Annotated in this window: 17 protein-coding genes; 8 read left to right on the top strand and 9 right to left on the bottom strand. The window is 68.8% G+C overall.

From position 1 onward, the window contains the following. Positions 1-31: 31 nt before the first annotated feature. Positions 32-769: a hypothetical protein gene (locus tag IPG50_23235; GenBank protein ID MBK6695097.1), complete on the bottom strand. Its 738-nt coding sequence runs from the start codon at positions 767-769 to the stop codon at positions 32-34. A gap of 85 nt (positions 770-854) precedes the next feature. On the opposite strand from IPG50_23235, the gene IPG50_23240 reads away from it, so the two are divergent. Both IPG50_23240 and IPG50_23245 read left to right on the top strand, forming a co-directional pair. Continuing rightward, the gene (locus IPG50_23240; GenBank protein ID MBK6695098.1) at positions 855-1,814 is read left to right on the top strand and encodes a sigma-70 family RNA polymerase sigma factor; all 960 of its coding nucleotides are present in this window, start codon (positions 855-857) and stop codon (positions 1,812-1,814) included. A gap of 76 nt (positions 1,815-1,890) precedes the next feature. Next, positions 1,891-2,406 carry a TerB family tellurite resistance protein gene (locus IPG50_23245; protein MBK6695099.1) on the top strand — a complete coding sequence of 172 codons (516 nt, stop codon included), beginning with the start codon at positions 1,891-1,893 and terminating at the stop codon, positions 2,404-2,406. 20 nt (positions 2,407-2,426) lie between these two features. On the opposite strand, the gene IPG50_23250 is transcribed toward IPG50_23245, so the two are convergent. Further along, positions 2,427-3,212, bottom strand: a complete 786-nt coding sequence (locus tag IPG50_23250; GenBank protein ID MBK6695100.1) for a hypothetical protein — start codon at positions 3,210-3,212, stop codon at positions 2,427-2,429. A 59-nt stretch (positions 3,213-3,271) separates the two neighbouring features. Continuing rightward, positions 3,272-4,426 (bottom strand): hypothetical protein, encoded by a 1,155-nt coding sequence (locus tag IPG50_23255; GenBank protein MBK6695101.1) that lies wholly within the window; start codon positions 4,424-4,426, stop codon positions 3,272-3,274. A 93-nt stretch (positions 4,427-4,519) separates the two neighbouring features. Between IPG50_23255 and IPG50_23260 the strand changes: the two genes are divergently transcribed. Further along, the gene (locus IPG50_23260; GenBank protein ID MBK6695102.1) at positions 4,520-6,346 is read left to right on the top strand and encodes a hypothetical protein; all 1,827 of its coding nucleotides are present in this window, start codon (positions 4,520-4,522) and stop codon (positions 6,344-6,346) included. 47 nt (positions 6,347-6,393) lie between these two features. Here IPG50_23260 and IPG50_23265 read toward each other — a convergent pair whose 3' ends face one another. Beyond that, positions 6,394-8,664, bottom strand: a complete 2,271-nt coding sequence (locus tag IPG50_23265) for an ATP-binding cassette domain-containing protein (GenBank protein MBK6695103.1) — start codon at positions 8,662-8,664, stop codon at positions 6,394-6,396. A 224-nt stretch (positions 8,665-8,888) separates the two neighbouring features. Between IPG50_23265 and IPG50_23270 the strand changes: the two genes are divergently transcribed. The 3 genes from IPG50_23270 (at position 8,889) to recA (ending at position 12,927) form a co-directional block, all read left to right on the top strand. Next, positions 8,889-10,016, top strand: a complete 1,128-nt coding sequence (locus IPG50_23270; GenBank protein ID MBK6695104.1) for a hypothetical protein — start codon at positions 8,889-8,891, stop codon at positions 10,014-10,016. A gap of 218 nt (positions 10,017-10,234) precedes the next feature. Next, positions 10,235-11,785 (top strand): YifB family Mg chelatase-like AAA ATPase, encoded by a 1,551-nt coding sequence (locus tag IPG50_23275; GenBank protein ID MBK6695105.1) that lies wholly within the window; start codon positions 10,235-10,237, stop codon positions 11,783-11,785. A 119-nt stretch (positions 11,786-11,904) separates the two neighbouring features. After that, complete coding sequence (recA, locus tag IPG50_23280; protein MBK6695106.1) at positions 11,905-12,927, top strand: recombinase RecA; 1,023 nt, start codon at positions 11,905-11,907, stop codon at positions 12,925-12,927. A gap of 93 nt (positions 12,928-13,020) precedes the next feature. On the opposite strand, the gene IPG50_23285 is transcribed toward recA, so the two are convergent. From IPG50_23285 to IPG50_23295, 3 genes are all read right to left on the bottom strand, one after another. After that, positions 13,021-13,746 carry a hypothetical protein gene (locus IPG50_23285; protein ID MBK6695107.1) on the bottom strand — a complete coding sequence of 242 codons (726 nt, stop codon included), beginning with the start codon at positions 13,744-13,746 and terminating at the stop codon, positions 13,021-13,023. Positions 13,747-13,957: 211 nt separating this feature from the next. After that, on the bottom strand, positions 13,958-14,125 hold the full coding sequence (locus IPG50_23290) for a hypothetical protein (GenBank protein MBK6695108.1): 168 nt from the start codon (positions 14,123-14,125) through the stop codon (positions 13,958-13,960). Between the two features lie 67 nt (positions 14,126-14,192). Next, positions 14,193-14,348: a hypothetical protein gene (locus IPG50_23295; protein MBK6695109.1), complete on the bottom strand. Its 156-nt coding sequence runs from the start codon at positions 14,346-14,348 to the stop codon at positions 14,193-14,195. Positions 14,349-14,817: 469 nt separating this feature from the next. On the opposite strand from IPG50_23295, the gene IPG50_23300 reads away from it, so the two are divergent. After that, positions 14,818-15,366: a PilZ domain-containing protein gene (locus IPG50_23300; GenBank protein ID MBK6695110.1), complete on the top strand. Its 549-nt coding sequence runs from the start codon at positions 14,818-14,820 to the stop codon at positions 15,364-15,366. A gap of 142 nt (positions 15,367-15,508) precedes the next feature. Further along, the gene (locus IPG50_23305) at positions 15,509-16,381 is read left to right on the top strand and encodes a hypothetical protein (GenBank protein ID MBK6695111.1); all 873 of its coding nucleotides are present in this window, start codon (positions 15,509-15,511) and stop codon (positions 16,379-16,381) included. 108 nt (positions 16,382-16,489) lie between these two features. On the opposite strand, the gene IPG50_23310 is transcribed toward IPG50_23305, so the two are convergent. Together IPG50_23310 and IPG50_23315 are read right to left on the bottom strand one after the other, a co-directional pair. Beyond that, positions 16,490-17,620 (bottom strand): hypothetical protein, encoded by a 1,131-nt coding sequence (locus tag IPG50_23310; protein ID MBK6695112.1) that lies wholly within the window; start codon positions 17,618-17,620, stop codon positions 16,490-16,492. Positions 17,621-17,792: 172 nt separating this feature from the next. Next, positions 17,793-18,284, bottom strand: a complete 492-nt coding sequence (locus IPG50_23315; GenBank protein MBK6695113.1) for a hypothetical protein — start codon at positions 18,282-18,284, stop codon at positions 17,793-17,795. Positions 18,285-18,364 lie beyond the last annotated feature (80 nt).

An 18,364-nucleotide genomic window follows, 5' to 3' on the forward strand; every position in this document is an offset into this window, starting at 1 on the left:
CCCTATTGCGGTGGGGAAAAAAGGGGGACCGTCAGCTCCCTTCGAGCGTGCCGTCCCGAGTCCAGCGAACGGCGCGCGCGAGCTTTTGAGGGTCGTCGCCCACGTAGCTGTGACCCACGCGACCGAGCGACGTGAAGGTCGCGGCGTAGCCGGCCGCTTGGAGTGTCTTTGCGGTCTCCCGCATGGTCGCGGCGGCGGCGTCGTGGTCGCCGGCAGCGAGGCCCAAGCGCACCACACCGGCGGTCTCGAGCTCGGCGCGCGTGGGCGCCACGAAGGCGCCGATGAGGAGGAGCGAGACGAATCGCTGGGGGGAAGCCTTGGCGGCGCGCAGCGCGACGTAGGCCCCCTGCGAAAAGCCGATGAGCATGCGCGGCCCGGCACCGTCGCCCTCTGCGTTTTCCATGGCCCGCTCGATCCGCTCGAGGGCACCCCTGCCGCCGGACCACATGGCACCGCCGGCTGGGCATTCGAGGTCGGCGCGAGCGCAAACGAGGCTTCCGCTCGTAAGCGGCGCGAAGACCGCGCACGAGTTTGACGGTTCGCCGCAGATGCCGTGCAAGAGCACCATCTTTGTTGCGGATGCCGACACCGGAGGTGGGCTCTCGCCGTGCCGGGCGAGTTGCAGTCCGAGTCGCGCCGGTAGCGGTCTCAGTTGGGCCCCTCGGGTAGCGCGGAGCGCGTCCTCCTTACCGCCCGCATCGGCCCCGCCGCCGAGCGTGAGACAAAAGAGTGCCGTCGCCGCGGCGACGCCGCAAGCCTTGATCTTCATGGGGATTCCCTCCGGAAGGCTTGTCGCGGCGAGGGCCCCGATCGTGACCGTTCAAAGAAATCGACGCGTCGCTCGTCACACTCCGGTGGGGCTCGCCGACGAAGAGGAGATGGGACTTCGTGACGCTTCCGTGGGCGACACCTTTCGCGACCTCGAAGGCGCGATTCGCCGCAGCGTGCGACGGCGCGTTCCCTCCTCGGAGGTCGATGACATCGTTCAGTCGGCTTTCGTCGACGCGGTGGCTTCCAAAGAAGCGCCCGAAGACGAGACCGCGTTTCGCCGGTGGCTCGCCGGCATCGTCAGGCACAAGGTCGCCGACTTTCATCGGCGCAGGCACCGCGAGGAGGCGCTCGACTCGGCTCCCGACGTGGGGCATGTGCCGAATCACGAGGAGCGTGATCTCCTCCGCTGGGCAACTCGCCAGTTGCCCGATGGCGCAGTCGACGCGACGCGGACTCTCGGGTGGATGCTCGACGAAGCCGATGGCGAGAAGCTCGAGCACATCGCCGAACGCGAACGCGTCCCGGCGACCCGCGTTCGAAAGCGCGTGCATCGTCTCCGCGCCTTCTTTCGGGCGCGCTGGCGAGAGGAGCTCGTGGTGGCGGCGCTGCTCTCCCTGATCGGAGCCATTTGGGTCACGCGCCCGTCGCGCGAGCCAGCAGCGTTCGACCCCGTGCCCGAACACGTCGCAAGGGGGCGCGTCCTTCGAAGCGCCGCCGAGCGCGCGTGCGCGTCCGCCGACTGGGCGCAATGCGAGCGCGAACTCGACCGCGCGATGGAGCTCGACGGGGCCGGGGAGCGCGGGCCTTTGGCCCAGAAGCTCCGCGCCGATATCGCCTCCGGTCGCGAACGCTCGCGGCCACCGCCGGTGGTGGATGTGCCAAACCCGGAGCTTTCCCCGGCGCCGCCAGCGTCCGAACGCCGTCCGCCACCGGCTGTGCCCACGAGCGCGCCCAAAACATCAAAAGCGCCTGACTTCGCTCCAAGCAAGGGCTCGCACACCAAGCCTCTCTCGAAGCCAGGACCGGTCTCGGGTTCGCTGTAGAGCGCATTTCGCAACGTGAAATGCGGTCGTGCGGAAGCGATGGTTTCGCGCCGGCGCTTGGCGTTACCCTTCCGTCGTGGCCGATCCCATGACCAACGAAGAGTGCCGAGCGAGCCTGCGAATTCTCTGTGCGATGGTGAAGGCCGACGGGCACGTGCACCCTCGCGAAGGCGACGCGCTGCGGGTCCTTGCGGAGAGCGCGTTCGGCGGTGAGTCCGCCGACATCGAACGCGACGTCGACGTGGAGCTCGAATGCAAGCGCCTTGTGAGCGACCGCGCCAAGCGGCTGACGTTTTCGGCGGCCATGGTCATCGCCGACGTCGACGAGGAGCGCTCGCCGCACGAGACGGCTCTGCTCGCGCAGATTCACGCGGCGCTTGGCCTCGTCGGTGAGCCAGAGAGCGGTCTCGTCGCGGCGGTGCATCGCGCTCGCATGGGCCTCTTGACGGTCAAGCTCGCCGAGGCGCAGGCGGAGTTCTTGCGAGCCGTCCAGAACTTGTCGAAGAGCGGTTCGATGGACGCGAAGGCCTACGAGGGGCTCTTGGATGAGCTCGATCTCAAGAAGACGGCGCTCCTGTCAGGCGCTGTCTGAAGGCTCGCTCCCGCGCTCGATCACTCGTCGGCAAACCAACTGCATGACTTCTTCGCCAGCCGCGGCTCGTCGGCGGGGCTCGCCGGCGGTCGCATCGAAAGCGGCGACGTGTCGTAGGGAAGCCACGCCCACCTCTTCGAGCCAAAGGGATCGGGGACCCAGCGGCCAACGGAGGGTCGCGCCGCTGCGTTTCGGTGGCGTGGGGGCCCTTTGGGATGGCTGGCGGCGTCGCAACGAACTCGCCGCACCTTCTCTGGGATGTCAGGAACGATGTCTCCGTCGGCGGCCGACGTGTTCGCTACGAACAGCAGCGTCGCCTTCTTTCCGTCCGCGAGCGTGACCCAACTGCCGGGCAACGTCTTGCCCGTGGGCGGTTTCACCCAGGGCGCTTCGCCCCGCTCCTTCGCGCAGAAGAAGATCTCGCTTCCGTAGTCGACGTCCCGATCGGGGAAGCCCTCCACCTTGGATTTGCCTTTCGGTGGCTTGTTGGGGAAAAACGCCCAGCGGCCGTCGCCACTCGGGCTCGGAGCCCAGCCGCCGCGCGCCGTCACCGCCGAACGTTCCGGCTTCTTGATTTGCCAGCCGGCCGCGCATCGCCGCTCGCTGGGCTTGCCAACGGGGGGAAGCTCTTCGCCTTCACGCGGCGGTCGCGAGGCCACGAAGACCGTGACGCGCGCGGCTCGGGGCGCCACGTAAACGAGCCACTCACCGGCGGCGAAGCGCGGTTCCGTCGCCGCGTCGGGCGCCGCGAGCGTTGCCGTTGCGCAGAGCGCAGCCGTGACGATGCGCGGGATGCGGCGAGCCACGGCTCCCGAAGATACTCAGCTCTTGGGCGAAGGACGAGGGGCAGCCGGTGATGGGCGCTTCAGCGAAGCACGAACGGAGGCGTGACCGCGGCGGCCCTCAGGTAGACGGGGCTGCAACCACCGCTGACGCGGTAGTCGTCGGTGAACTCTTTGCAGCCGCCTTTGCGAAGCGCCTCGACGACGGCGGCTTCCGCGGCCCCACGAACCCGCGCACACGCGACGCGCGCGACGGTGGCCTCGATGTTTGAAACGTCATCGGCCAAGGCTGGCATGTTGGTCGGGCAACTCTTTCGCGCGGCCGCTAGCGCAACGGCGTCATCGCCGAGGTATCCGCCATCGCCTTTTGCGTGGAGCAAGAAGAGAGGCGGCGAGACAGGGTAGCTGCCGCCGATTGCCGACTCCGCCTCCAAGCCCGCGTAGACGCCGCTGGTGCGCACGTCCCAGGCACCGTCAGCGTCTTCGTCCACGATCTCGTGCACGTCGACCTTCGCGAGGGGCGCGAAGGTGGCGATGGCTCCCGCCCGTACGGAGACGATCTCCGATGAGCTGCGGTTCGGTCCTTCGTCGGCGCCGTCGCCGGTGAGCCACGCCTCCGGATCGCCGTCACCGTCGAGGTCGTAGACGCGGAGGCGCAGCGAGAGGGCGCCCCAAAAGTTGAGGTACGAGACGTTGACCGCGACGCCACCATCGCTCCAACGCTCAACGACGCCAGCGAAGTGAGTAAGCTCAGCGTTGGCCTTGTCTCGGTGGACAAGCGTCACGTGGAACCCGATGGGCTCGCACCCGCCGTCGTTCGCGCTGTCGTAGGGCGCGTCGGTCGACACGGTATCGATTCGCAGTCCCCAACCGCCGCCCGGCGCGTCGGTGCACTCGAGCGCCAAAGGCGCGAGCGTCTGGGCGCAGGTGGGCGTGCGCTTGACGAGCCCGGCGACCGTCTTGGCGTTTGCGGCACGAAGCGACGCGCACCAGGCCGACGGTGGGATCTCGTCGCCGGCGTCACCACGCACGTCGGGGCCGTCGGTGTTGCCGTCGGCTGCGGCGAGCGCGTCGCCAGCGTTTCCGAGGGGCCCCGCGTCTCGGGAGGCGGCATCGGTCGCCTCCGCCCTGGGACTTGTGACCGCCGTGGGCGCCGGGGCCTCGCGTCGCAAAAGCAGGACGACCAGGCCCGTAAAAAGGGCCGCGCCGCCGGCGCCCCAATAGACAGCGCGATTCATGGCCGACAATTCCACCACGGAACGCCCAGGGGCTCGGGGTGATTCCACCTCGTGCCGTAGCGCACCGGCCGAGGTCCACTATGCTGCCGAGCGATGCGGCGGCTAGGGCTCCTCCTGATGATGGCCGTGGCTTGCGACGCATCGTCGCCAGCCGGCGGCGGCGGTGCGGGCGACGGCGGTCCGTCCGTCGGGAGCGGCGCGGTGCCGGACTCGTGCCCCGCCGGCGAGGCGCCGCTTCCCGACTCGGACCGGTGTACCCCCATTGGTCCGCGATGCGCGGCGGGCTTCGAGCGTCACGCGTCCGGTCACGGGTGTGTGCCGCTCCACTCCGGCGTCGCGTGCAAAGGCGCGACTCGCGACGCGCTCGGTGAGACCGGCTGCGTCCCGCTTGGGGACTGCAACGCGGCATTCCCGCCACCCGATGCCACGCTCTTCGTCGAAGCGGGCGCGTCGGGGCCCGGCCGCTTCGGCACCCTGCAAGCCGCGCTCGACGCCGCCCCGAGCGGCGCCGTCATTGCGCTAGCCGACGGCACTTACCGAGAGAACGTCGTCTTTGACCGCGCCGTGAAGGTGACGGTGGTGGGACGATGCGCGGAGAAAGCGACGCTCGAGGCCGCGTCATCCACAACCTTCGTGCTAGCGAACGGGGGTGATCTCACGGTGCGCGGCCTCACGCTTCGTGGAGGGCTTGGGCTGACGAGCGCTGGCGCCGAGAGCGTGCTCATCGCCGAAGACGTCCTCGTGACGGACGCCCGCGAATACGCGCTTGGCGCCTCGAAGGGGCACGTGCGCCTTTCGCGGAGCGTCATTCGCAACGTCAAGGACTCGAAAGCCGCACCCGCGTTCGGTCTCTTCGCGGTGACGGGAGCTACCGTCGAGCTCGACGAGGCCGAGATCGCTTCCGTCCTTGGCGTAGCCGTCGTGGCGCACGAGCCAAAGACCGTCGTGCGGCTAAGGCGGACCCTCGTACGCGACACGCGTCCGCACGGCGTGGTGCACGACGGCTTCGGCATCGAAGACGGCGCGCGCCTCGAGGTGATCGAGAGCGCCATCTTGGGACCGCTCCGTCACGGCGTCTTGCTCGAGAAGAACGCGACCGTGTCGTTGACGCGCTCCACGCTCGCCGGCGTGGTTCACGGCGGCGCGAACGATCCGGGTTACGCGCTCTCCCTCGACAAGTCCTCCCTCAACGGGGAGGACTTCACCCTCGCCGATTCGGCCGGTGTCGGCTTGTCCGTCGAGACGCCAGGCAGTCGAGCAACCTTGCTTCGCTCGGCCTTCGTGGCGATGCGTCAGGACGGTAGCCCCACGCGAGGCATCGCCGTCGGCGAAGGTGGCGTCGCGGAGCTGTCGGAGTCGGTCATTGTCGGGGTGAGCGGCCTCGCAGGCCTCGTGGCGGGCGAGGGTTCGAGGCTCGAGCTGTCTCGCTCCCTTGTCTCGGCGTCTCGGCCCTTTGCGACGAGCCTCTTCGCCCTCGGCGCGACACGCGGCGGGACGCTCAAGCTCACAACATCCACCGTCGACGACAGTCGCGTGATGGCCGTCGTTGCGTCGCGCGCTGGAACGAACGTGGTGCTCGACGGGGCGCTGGTCCGCCGCATCGACGCGGAGGCCGGCTTGCTCGGCGCCTCGCTCTTCGTTCAAGACGGTGCGCGCGCGCGCCTCGAAGGAACGACGCTCGACCGCGCGTCGGCCGTGGGCCTCCTTGTCGCGGGGGGCGGTGTCTCCTTCGTCTCGGGAGCGCTCTCGCGAAACGGCGTGGCCGTCGCGGTGCAAGAAGGCTCGCGGCTCGTCGAGGAAGATCCCAAGCGCGTCTCCGGTGGCCCCCTGGACGTGCAGATTGCCCCCGGCGTGCGGTTCACGGACAACGTGACGCGGTTGGGCGAGGGCCCGATCGTCGTGCCCGCACTCGACCTTTGAGCGCAGACGCCGACAAGCGCTAGACAAGCCGACCTAGACAAGCCCCGCTAGACAACCCCGCGCCCGCCGGCGGCGACGCTCGCGTTTTCGCGGAGGCGCGCCTCGATCTCGAGGTCGAGCGCCTCGCGCATCTCCTGCGCGCCAGCGCCATCGACGAGGTGCAAGAAGTGCTCTCGCTGCATGGTGAGGTACGTGGTCGGCGTGAGCGTCTTGACGGTCGCGGTGCGCGGGACGTCTCGAAGCAGGGAGATTTCACCGAAGGTGTCTCCCTCCTCGAAGATGTCGACGCGCTCCTCGCGCCCTTCGGGGCCACGCTTGGTGACCTCGAGGCGACCTCGCGCCACGATGAAAAATTCGCTCCCCTTGTCGCCCTCGCGCACGAGCACCGAGCCAGCGGCGGCGCTCGCCGAGGCCATCTGCGCGGCGATGCGCCCGAGCGTCGCCCCGTCGAGCTTCGCGAAGAGCGGCACCTTGGCGAGCCGCTCCGCGGAGACGCTGGCGCGGTCGCCATCGTCGATGGCGAACCCCTGTTGCTTCGCGAAGAGCCGCGCGTAAACGCCGCCTCGCGCCAAGAGCTCATCGTGTTTGCCCTCCTCGACGAGCTTGCCGTGCTCCATGACAAAGATGCGATCGTAGTGAATGACGGAGGCGAGCCGATGGGTCACGGCGAGGACCGTGAGCTGGCCTGCGAGCTTCTGGATGGTCCGGTCGACGAGCGACTCGGTGTGGGCGTCGAGCGCCGAGGTAGCCTCGTCGAGGACGAGGACCGACGGCGACCGGACAAGGGCCCGCGCGATGGCGACGCGTTGCCGTTGCCCACCCGACAACCGGCTGCCGCCGTCGCCGACGGCGGTGTCGTAGCCGTCGGGCAAGCTCTCGATGAAGTCGTGGATCTCGGCCTGTTTGGCCGCCGCGATGACCTCTTGGTCGCTCGCGCCGCCGGGCCGACCGAGGGCGATGTTCTCGCGAACGGTCGTGTCGAAGAGGATGCAGTCTTGAAACACGATCCCAAGCTGGCTCCGGAGCGCGCCCAGGGTGATCTCGCGGATGTCGCGGCCGTCGTAGCGGACCGCACCTTGCTGCGGATCGTACGAGCGCTGCACCAGGTTCAAGACGGTGCTCTTGCCCGAGCCGCTCGCGCCAACAAAGGCGACCGAGTGACCCTTCTTGATAGCGAGCGAGACGCCGTCGAGGTTGCGGGCGCCCTCCGTGTAGCCGAAGGTCACGGCGTCGAGCTCGATGGCGTGGGCCAGGGGCGAGAGGGGCTTTGCGTCGGGGCCGTCTTTCACGGTGGGCCTCTCGCGGAGGAGCTCTTCGACGCGCTCCATGCCAGCGGCCCCCTCGATGAGTGACGGCATCGAGTAGGTGAGCTGCGTGACCGAGAGCGAGACGTGGTTGAACAACGTGTAGAAAGCAACGAGCTCGCCGAGCTTCATGGTGCCCGCGAAGACGAGGTAGGCGCCGATGCCAAGGGTCGCAAAGCCAACGAGGAGCGCGCCCACGTTGGGGATCCGGGCCATGAAGAATCCAATGAAGCTCGCGCGCCGCGACAGGTGAAGGAGGGTGTCGAGGCGCTCCTGGAAGTGGCCGCGCTGCTGCGCCTGCAAGCCGAAGCCGCGCACAACGGCGTGGGCGTGCAAGTTTTCCTCGACGACCACCGAGAGTGAGCCGAGCTCCTCTTTGAGCTGGTAGGTGAGCTTGTTGGCGCGCGGCTCGATGCCGTGACTGATGGCAAAGGCGACGAAGAGCCCGACGATGGACAGAACGGCGAGGCGCCACTCGATGCGAAAGAGCAAGAGGCAGCTGATGGCGATGCCTCCGGCGCCGAGCAGGACCGCGGGCAGGTACCAAACGAGGGCGTTTTCGACGGCGGCGATGTCCGATGAGAAGCGCGACATGATGTCGCCGATCTGCGTGCGCGCGTGGTACTCGGCGGAGAGGTCTTGGAGGTGCGAAAAGAGCCGTAGTCGCATGGCGTTCATGACCGCGACCCCGGCGCGCGCGTACGCCACGTCTTGTACGAAGCCGGAGGTCGTCGCGACGACGGCGCCGCCGGCGAGCGCCCCGAGCAACGTCGTGAGCCGCTCCACGCTGTGCGGCACGATGGCATCGTCGATGATCGCTTGAAACAAGAGCGGCACGACGGTCGCGTAGGCGAGGTCGACCAGCATGGTCAGCACGATCAAGACGGCGGTCGGCTTGTGCGGAGCAAAATAGGGCGCGACGGCCCGCAAGAACCCCAACATGCCCATCGGCGTGTGGCCCGACGGCGCGCCAGCTAGCTCCGGCGACGGTGGGGTGGGAGGCGGCGAGCTCATGCCGGCGGCAGAGTAGCCGGGGCGCGCTTCCGTCGCGCGTGGAACGTCTGGCCGCGCGAGAGCGCCTTCGAGCTGCTCGCCCTGTGCGACATCAACGCCGGATCGGACGCTCTCGCGCCCCGCGCTCGGCACTGTGGCCTCGGAGGCCACCTTGGCCGCGGCAGCCGGTTTTGTGAACCGAATTTGAGGCGCCTCGCGGGCATCCACATTGCTTCCCCGGAGCCATGGCACGAACCGTTCGATCTTCAACCGTCGCCGCACCCGGCCCGTCGGCGCCGCGCGCCTTCGCTGCGCTCTCCGGGGGCGCGCTCGAGGCGGTCAGCGGCGGCGGCTTGTCGACGACGGAGCGCGCGATCGGAACGACCTATCGGTACGACGATGGCAGCAGCTTGACCACGGCAGTTGTAGACGGTGACTTGCGCACGCACGCCGTGCCCGCCTTCGATGGCCGCCTTGCGCAGGGGCGCATCGGAGACTGCTTCGTCGTGGCGCCGCTCAACGCGCTGCTCGCCACGCCTTCGGGGCGAGCGTACGCGGACTCGCTGGTGCGCGAGGTGGGGCCGAATCAGTACGAGGTGAAGCTCCGGGACTTCGACGATCGGAGCGAGCGGACGGTGCAAGTCTCGTTGCCGGGTGAAGGCGCGAGCGGTGAGCCGCGCTACCAGGCGCTCGAAAAGGCGATTGGGACGGTGAACGCGACGGCGCTGGAGACCGACGCCTACGGACCCATCGCCAACGGCGGCAACAGCGGCCGGATCATGGTCAACTTGGGGCTCACGAACGTCTCGCGGCAAAGCGACTTTGGCTTTCGTGGCGACGCACCGCCCGATGGGGTCGTTGCCGTAGCCGCCACGCCAGCCGACCGCGACGTGGGCTACGGGCTGATTCAGAATCATCAATACGCGGTCGTCGGCAAAGGTACCGATGGGATCACGGGGGAGCCCATGCTCTACCTGGCGAACCCCCACGGAAACGAGGGCACCCTGGCGGTGCCGATGCGCGTGGCCGACGAGTCGCTGCGTCTGAACTTCGCCGGCGAGGTGCCGCGCGTCGATGAAGCGGTGACGCCCTCCCCCCCGCCCATCACCATCAAGCCGGAGCCGGAGGTGCCAGCGCAAATACCGTTCGTCTCGCCGGAAGGTGGTCCGGGGGCGCCGTTCGACGCGCCCGATACGGTCGCGCCGACGACGGACCCGGGCCCCGCGAATGACGCCGCCTACGACAACCCGGATAACCTTTCCTTCGACGACGGCGCGAGCGCGTCGACGTCCGGTGTGACCGCCGCAAGCGTCGACGAGGGCGAGACCCAGGTCGATGCACCGGTTGCTGAGAGCGGCGAGGAGACGGCGTGAGCGACGGCGGACCCCGCCTCGAGTGAGCACGTCGCTGCCGCGCGCCCCGGACGCGAGCACAGGCTCGAAGGGCTCAGCGACACGCAGAAGGTTGTGGTCACGCAGGCTGCGACGACTGTCCGTGGCCAGGGGAAAACGGCCATGGACGGGGTTGGGCCTTCGAAAAGCGAATCGTTTCGCGCCCCGCTCCTCGGCACGCGGCTCGCTACCTACGGGTCATGCTCGCCACCGCGCTCGCCGCCGCCCTCGTAGGCCTCGATCTCCAGCTCGTCCGCGTGGAGGTCGAGATCTCGCGGGGCGTCCCAAGCTTCGATCTCGTGGGCCTCGCCGAGGCGGCCGTGCGCGAGAGCCGCGTGCGCGTGAAGAGCGCGCTCGCGCATGTCGGGGTCGACCTCTCCGAACATCGGACCATCGTCAACCTCGCGCCGGCGGACTTTCGAAAGGCCGGCAGCGGCTTCGACTTGGCCATCGCCGCCGCGACGCTCGTCGCGTTGGGCGTCGCGCCGAAGGATTCGCTCGCGGGCACGCTCTTCGTCGGCGAGCTCTCCCTCGCGGGCCATGTCCACGGCGTTCGCGGGGTGTTGCCGCGATTGCTCGGCGCCCGCGAGCGAGGCGTCGCGCGGGCCATCGTCCCGTTCGACAACGCCGGGGAGGCTGCGCTCTTGCAAAACGAACGCATCACCGTCGGCGCTGTCGCGACGCTCGCTGAGCTGACGGCCGTCCTCTCGGGAAAGCGCGAGGCTCGGACCGTCTCACTCCCGGTCGCTTCCCCGCGCGCTCATGCGCAGGATGATCTCGCCGACGTTCGAGGTCAACACGCCGCGCGCCGCGCGCTCGAGATCGCAGCCGCCGGCGGGCACAACCTCCTCATGGTGGGACCGCCGGGCGCCGGTAAGACCATGCTCGCGCGTCGCCTTCCCGGGATTCTGCCCCCAATGTCGCTCGACGAAGCGGTATCCGTCACGGCCATTCATAGCGTCGCGGGGCTCTTGGCGCGCGGCGAGTCGGTGATCGCAGAGCGGCCATTTCGAGCGCCGCACCACACCGTCAGTGATGCGGGCCTCGTGGGCGGAGGCGACGGTGCGCGACCCGGTGAGGTGAGCCTCGCGCACCACGGCGTTCTGTTTCTCGATGAGCTCCCTGAGTTCCGGCGAGGGTGCCTCGAGTCGCTGCGCCAACCGCTCGAAGACGGCGTCGTCACGATCTCGCGGGCGCTCGCCAAGGCGACGTACCCTGCGCGCGCGGTCGTGGTCGCGGCGATGAACCCGTGTCCCTGCGGCTTCGCCGGCGATGCCCGGTGCCAATGCGGCCTCGAACGCGTTCGCAGCTATCGGGCACGGCTCAGCGGTCCGCTGCTCGATCGCCTCGACGTCCACGTGACGCTGCCGCCGGTTCAGCTCTCGAGCATCTCGTCGGGGGCCGCCGGAGAGTCTTCCGCCTATGTGCGCGCGCGCGTCATCGCCGCTCGGGCGCGGCAGGCGGAGCGCTTCGCGTCAGGCCTCGTTGGGGGCGAGCTCAACGCGCGCCTCACGGGGCGAGATCTGGAGGTCGCGGCGCCGCTCGGCGGTGAAGGGGAGCGCCTCCTCGCCACGGCGGCGACGCGCCTGTCGCTGTCGGCGCGCGCCTACGTCAAGGTCATTCGGGTCGCGCGAACCATCGCGGATCTCGATGGCGACGCGGCCGTGCGCACGCACCACCTGGCCGAGGCCATCGCACTGCGCGTCCTCGATCGGACGGCGGGACCACCGACGCTCGAAGCGACGCCATAGCTCCGCCGTCACCGGCGGGGTGGTCATCAGAGTTTGGCGAGCGTCCTCGCCGAAGGCGGTCGCGCGTTGGGAGCCGCGCGCGCTCGCTCACTTCTTTCGGCTCCCGAGGAGAAGCGATCATGCTCAGCGAAATTGCAGAAAAGATGAAGTCACTCAAAGGCGTCCTCGTGTCCGTCGAGAAGCAGTTCGGCAAGGGAGCCATCATGGCGCTTGGCGATCAGTCGGACGCGGAGCCCGTGGCCACCATCGGCACTGGCTCACTGGCCCTCGATTTGGCGACCGGCATCGGAGGCTATCCCCGCGGTCGCGTCGTGGAGGTCTACGGCCCCGAGTCCAGCGGCAAAACCACGCTCGCTCTTCACGCGATCGCGGAGGCGCAGAAGGCCGGCGGCGTCTGTGCGTTCATCGACGCCGAGCACGCGCTCGACGTCGTCTACGCGAAGAACCTCGGCGTGGACACCGAGCACTTGCTCGTCTCGCAGCCCGACAGCGGCGAGCAGGCGCTCGAGATCACCGAGATGCTCGTCCGCTCCGGCGTCGTCGACCTTGTCGTCGTCGACTCGGTCGCGGCGCTGGTGCCTCGGGCCGAGCTCGAGGGCGACATGGGCGATTCGCACATGGGGCTTCAGGCGCGCCTCATGAGCCAAGCGCTCCGCAAGCTCACGGCGGTGGCGCACCGCTCTGGAACGACGCTGCTGTTCATCAACCAATTGCGCCAGAAGATCGGGGTCACGTTCGGCTCGGGGGAGACCACGACCGGCGGCAACGCGTTGAAGTTCTACGCCTCGATGCGCCTCGATGTGCGCCGCATCGGGTCCGTGAAGGTCGGCGAAGACAAGGTCGGCGGCCGCACGCGGGTGAAGCTCGCGAAGAACAAGTGCGCGCCGCCGTTCACGGAGGCGGAGTTCGACATTCGCTGGGGCGCGGGCGTCGACCCCGTCGCCGAACTCATCGACCTGGGCCTCGCGCGCGGCCTGCTCGACAAGAGCGGCAACCACCTCGGCTTCTGCGGCACGGCGCTCGGCAACGGCCGCGAGCGCACGCGCGAGGCGCTGCTCGAGCAGCCAGAGCTTCAGGCGACGTTGAAGCAGGCCATCGTGGCGGCGGGCCCGCCGAAGCCGGGGCGGCGAGCGGAGGCGTAGCGCTGGCGTCGGCAACGCGAGCACGGCGGGCCCGAGCTGGAACTTGGACTCGCCGTGCGCGCCCGCACGCGGCCGCAGCGTGTCGCGTGGCTGCTACGGGCACGTGCCGGCGGGCATGCCCGCGATCGCTCGCTGGCACTGCACGTCACTGGCGCGACTGGCTCGGTAGGTGGCGACGCTAGAGGTGCATTGTGCATCCTTCGGGGGCGCGAGCGCCCCACAACAGGCGAGGAGCGCGTCGCAGCTTCCTTCGGCACCCATGCAAGCCACGAGGGCCTCGTCGTATTGCGCCTGGCACACTCCGCAGGCGGGGCACGGGAACGATACGCCCGCGTGCACGTAACGCTGCGCGCAGGATGCTCCTGGTCTTGTGCAGAGCTTCACTTCGCCGCCGACGGTGCAGCCCGCGGTCGCGACGGTGCACGTCTCGGTTCCGCCGCCACCGCCACCGCCGCCGCCACCGGATCCGTTGGAACAGGTGCCAAGGGCCTTGTTGGCGGAGTCCTCGCAGCTGTCGCAACTGGGGCAGGGCCAAGTCTGCGCGCCGATGCGCCAAAGGCGGCTGATGCACTGACCCGACGCGCCGAGCGTTGTGCAAACCTCGGCCACGCCACCCGTCGCAGGACAGCTGCTCGTGATGTCGTGGCACTCAACGTTGGCGGTCGCGGTGCCATCGTTCCCTCGCGCATCGACGGAAGCGTCGGACGACGACCTCCCGCCGGTCGACGACGATGACGACGACTCCGATGAAGGCGGTGCGCCACCGTCGGCCGTGACGACGAAGATCGATGGCGACGCGCTACACGCGGAGAGCAGCACGGTCGCACCGAGAAGCGAACGGAGACGGGCGGTGCGACTCACTCGCGGTGATACGCTGCCACGGCGCCGGCCTTCCTTTCGCTAGGCCCGGCGGGGGCCGTCGTCGAGATTGACCTCCCGGTGCCTCTGCCATTCGAGCACGGCCAGCTTCACCCGGCCGTTTCGGCCACGTGGCCGGTCGTGCGCAACGGGCCGCCGATCGATCAGGTGCTCACGTGACGCTGCAGATCTCTGTGAAGGAGCCATCGGCGTTGAGCTTGTCGACGCACTGGACACCGCCGGGGTTGCCGCCCCAACGGTCGCCGCCGGCGATCGATTCGAGCGTCTCTTCATCAAGAACTTCGAGCTGCGCGACCTGATTCGAGGGGGTGCTGTTCATGGCGTGGTGCTTTCGTCGAGGGTTCAAGGTGTTTCAAGCGATTGGTTTGCGGGGGCCGAGACCGAGCTCAGAACGCCGCGTCGACGGTCGGTGGCTCGGTGGGGTACGGCGTGCCGTCGCCGAAGCCGCCACAGCCGGGGCCGTCATCCGCGGACGTTCCTCCCACCACGGCGGTAAGCGATTCATCGCAAAGGAGCGTGAGCGTCTCGTTGGTCGTCGTCATGGGAGCCTGCAGAGCAACCCCTGTGCCCGCGGCGCCTTTTCAAGGTTTTGCGCGAGACCACGCGGGAGGCGCGTTCGAAGGTGGCCGCGCGCTCGTCAGCGCGATGACTCGATGGACGTTGGGGGCCGATTCGGCCGTGCCGGTCCAACTTGCCGCGATCGCTTGGGAATTATTGCTCGACGCGACGATTTGACGACTTCGCGTTGAATAGCAGGGAAGGGCGCGCCGGCTCGTGGCGACCGATGACGGACCCGACGCCGAACGGGGCGCGGAAGGCGCACGCTGGGCCGGCGTGCGTGGGCGTCCGCGCTACGCCATCGCACACGAGTCGACGTCACCTGCTGGAGCCGCGAGGAACGTAGGGAATTTTCCTGACAAGACGGGATGATCGACCCCGCGTATCGATGGAGACTGGCCGATCGCGCACGAGACGCCTGCGGCCGCTCACTCACGAAAGGTGGAAATCACGGTGACCCCTCACAACAGCACGAAGCCGCCGAAGGCGAGCGCCGAGTCGGGGCGCATGCGTAAAGCCAGCCGTGTCGAGGCAACGGGCGGCTGCGATCTCGGCGAGGTCTTCGAGAGTGCGACGATTTGGAATGGGGGTCGACGTGACGCAAGCGCGGGCCGCGAGACCCATCCATTCGCCGGCGCCCACGAAGCGGAGTTTCCAACCGAGCCTCCTGCGTCCCAAGAGCGTCGGCGCGCGCAACGCCTCCGATTCGAGGTTCTCGTCCAGCTTCGTCGCGGTGCCGACACGGTCACGTGTTCATCGGAAGACCTGTCGGCTCGGGGCATCTTCCTGCGGACCCCGTGGCTGCTCGAGGCTGGCGCTATCGTCGCGCTAAGCTTCCCGCTGCCCTGCGGGCTCATGGAGGTCGACGCTGTCGCGATCCACTCGCGCGCGCCTCACGAGGACGTGGAGGCGGGCATCGGCTTCCGCTTCTCGGGCCTGACGGCGATCCAGGAGGCCTACCTGACCGCGTTCTGCGACGCGAGGGTCGACCGCTACTCGTGAGGCGCACGCCGCGGCGCCAGCGCAAAACGGATTGAGGTGACCCGAGCGATCCATCGGCGTGGGGCGACCCAGGAAGCCGATCGGTGTTTCCCGACGCTTGGCTCGCGCGACCGGCGGCACGGGCGGTGCAGTTCGCGTCCGCATGCCTCCCGTCCCCGGCGCTTTACGGTCGCTCCGCCCCTTGGCCTTCTTGCCCCTCGTGGCCTGCGCTGGGGCACCCGGAGATCGCGGTGATGGGCTCGCCAATGGCGCCGACGAAGGCGCCCTCGCAACGGGAAGCCTCGAAGGGACACTCCTCGTGAGCGACGACCCGGCCGCCAAGGTCGAGGTGTCGTTCGGCGTCGCCGCCGACAAGACGCCCATCGCCAAAGTCGTGCGGGCCGGCAAGAGTCGAACGCTCAAGTGCTCCAGCTTCATCAACCTTGAGGAGCGCGACTTCACGCCCGAGCAGGTCGGCATCACGTGCACCGAGGATCTCCGCGCTGGCTACGACTGGTGCGAGGTGACGGTCGAACGAAAGGGCGCGAACACCTTCGAGATGGATGCCTCGTGCGACAACTCCAGCAACCCAAACGCGATGGTCGCCTCCATGCAGAAGACCTACGCGATCCTCTCCGGCGAAGCGGCCCCGGCCGAAAGCAACCGCGCTCGCAAGGGCGGCATCCTCCTCACGGAAGCGCGTCATGCCACCGACCCTTTTGCGGATGCCATCGCATTCACGGAGGCTCTGTTGCCGGCTCTGCGCGAGGTACTCACGAAGAAGGCCACGATCTCAGCGTTTCGAACCCGCCAGATCGAGGAGCACGAGGTGACGCGCATCGCGGCGCATCCGAACTTTGCCGAACGCGCCACGCAGGCCGTCGTGTTCGCGAACGCTTACAGCGCGCACGCCGACAAGATCATCGTCGAGGGCGCACCCAACGCGTTCGCCTCGCCTTCGGAGATCGTCTCGCGCGTGCTGAGTACGGCTCGCTGCGTCGAAGGACCACGGGATCAGCCATTTTGCCTTCACTGAAGCGGAGCGGCGCTCACCGCGTCGTGTGCGAGGCGTCGTGGCTTCGGTCAACGAGCGAACGCGCCCGGCGCTGGGCGACAGCGTCGGACGCGTTCCCCGTTCAGCGCCTCAGAGCGGGTACGCGCACTTCTCCGCGTACGCCTTCTTCATGGTCGCCGTGGTGTCGCACGTGTCAGCCTGTTGGAACGTCGTCGTGCCGCCGTCCGCGTTCTGCCACTTGCAAGTGCAGTTCGCTCCGTCGCAGTCGAGCCGATAGATAGGCCCGCAGTCCAGAATTGCGCTGCACGCGCCGTTCGCGCCGAACGAGTAGTTGGGCTTGGCCTGCCCGCAGCCCGCATCGCCGCCGTCCCACAGGCTGGTGACGCTGCCTTCGCAGTAGTTGATGCTGCCGTTGTTGCCGCTGGGCGTGTACGAGATTCCGTACTTCTGGTTCTCGAGCGTGCAAGCGGTTCCGCTGTCGACGCTCGGGTCGACGCAGCAGCTGCCGTTGACGATGACGCAATACGTGTAGCCCTTGCAGGTCACTTGCCGGAACGTCGTCGAGCCAGCGGCCGCGACGCCACCGTCGCTGCCGCGGCAGACGCCCGCGTCGTCGAGCGCGAGGGTATCGCTGGAGCATCGCGACGAGCAGGGCGTGTCTTGGTGGCCCTGCGAGTCGCAGACCTTGTCCGGCGGAAGGAGCGCCAGCGCCGTGAAGTGCGTGAGCTCGAAGCCGTCACCCGTTGACGTGATCTTGAGCGGCGACGCTGGGCCCTGCGCGGTGCTGTTGGGGAACGCGAGCATGGTGCCCACAGCACCCTTGGTGCCAGGCTTGATCACGATGGGGTTCGCGAAACGTTCACCGGCGGGTTCGAGCTTCACGACCCCCAAGAACGGCGCGCCGGTCCAACCGACGCCTGCCGCGTCGGTGGGCGTGAGGACGATGTTCTTGCCTGCGGCGCTCGCCGGGAAGGTGAACGTGAGCTTCACGCCTCCCGCGTTCACGTCCACGTTTCCGCCGCCAGCGGGAACCGTAAAGTTGATGGCTCCGACGGCCGGCGCATCGGCGCCCGCATCGGAGGCCGGCGAGCCGGTATCGGCGGTCGGCGTCGTGGCCGTGTCCGCCGTGGAATCGGCGGCGCCGCTGTCGGCCGCCACCTTGTCGGCCTCCACGGAGTCGTCGCAGGCCTCCACGAAAAGCGCGCCCGCCGCCGCGCAGGCCAACGATGCCAACATGCCAAAGCGAATGGTCGATCTCATGCTCAAATCATCTCCTCCCCGCAAGAACGCGGCGGACACTCGTGTCCAGTATCTCGCACGACTACCACGCCAGTCGTCTGGGCGGGATCGCATGCATGGGCGAGGGGCGTGGGCAGGCGTTGCGAGCCGCCGACCGGGCTGAATCTCCGGCGCACGGAAATGCCCGCGGGGCTTACGACGCGCGGGCCGCGAGCTTTCGGTGGGCGGGCGTGCCGCCGGTGAGCACGGCTTCAAGCTCCGCCGACGAGCGGACGACCACCACCTCGCCCATCTGGGGCAAGACCGTCTCCACGCACCGCGGATGAGGAGCGACCACGTGGTCTTCGTCGAGCAGGACCCAGTTGCCCGCCACGAGCACGGCATGAAGCAGCGCGGCGAGAGGCGCCGAGACGCCAGCGGCCCGCACCATAAACGTGCACCCAGCGGCAAGCTCTCGCGCGAACGCGTCCACGCGGGTGCCGTCGACCAAGCGGATCACGTAGCGGCCGTGCTCGTCGGGCCCGGCGCCGGCGGCCTCATCGAGGATCGCTCGCACCGCCTTCGCCTCGGTCGCGGAGAGGGGCGCGTTGCGCGGGACCTCGACGGGCGCCTTGGTGAACGGGTTAACGCGCCGCTCCATCGTGCCGTCGTAGCGGCACGGCTGGACAACGAGGTCGAAGCTCACCGGGCGAGTCTAGCGCGTCCGCAGGCGACGGGCGGCGCGAAGGTGACTGGGGCCGACTCGCGCCGCGGAGTCCTTCGAGG

The sequence above is a fragment of the Myxococcales bacterium genome, assembly GCA_016703425.1.
Taxonomy (GTDB): Bacteria; Myxococcota_A; Polyangia; order Polyangiales; family Polyangiaceae; genus JADJCA01.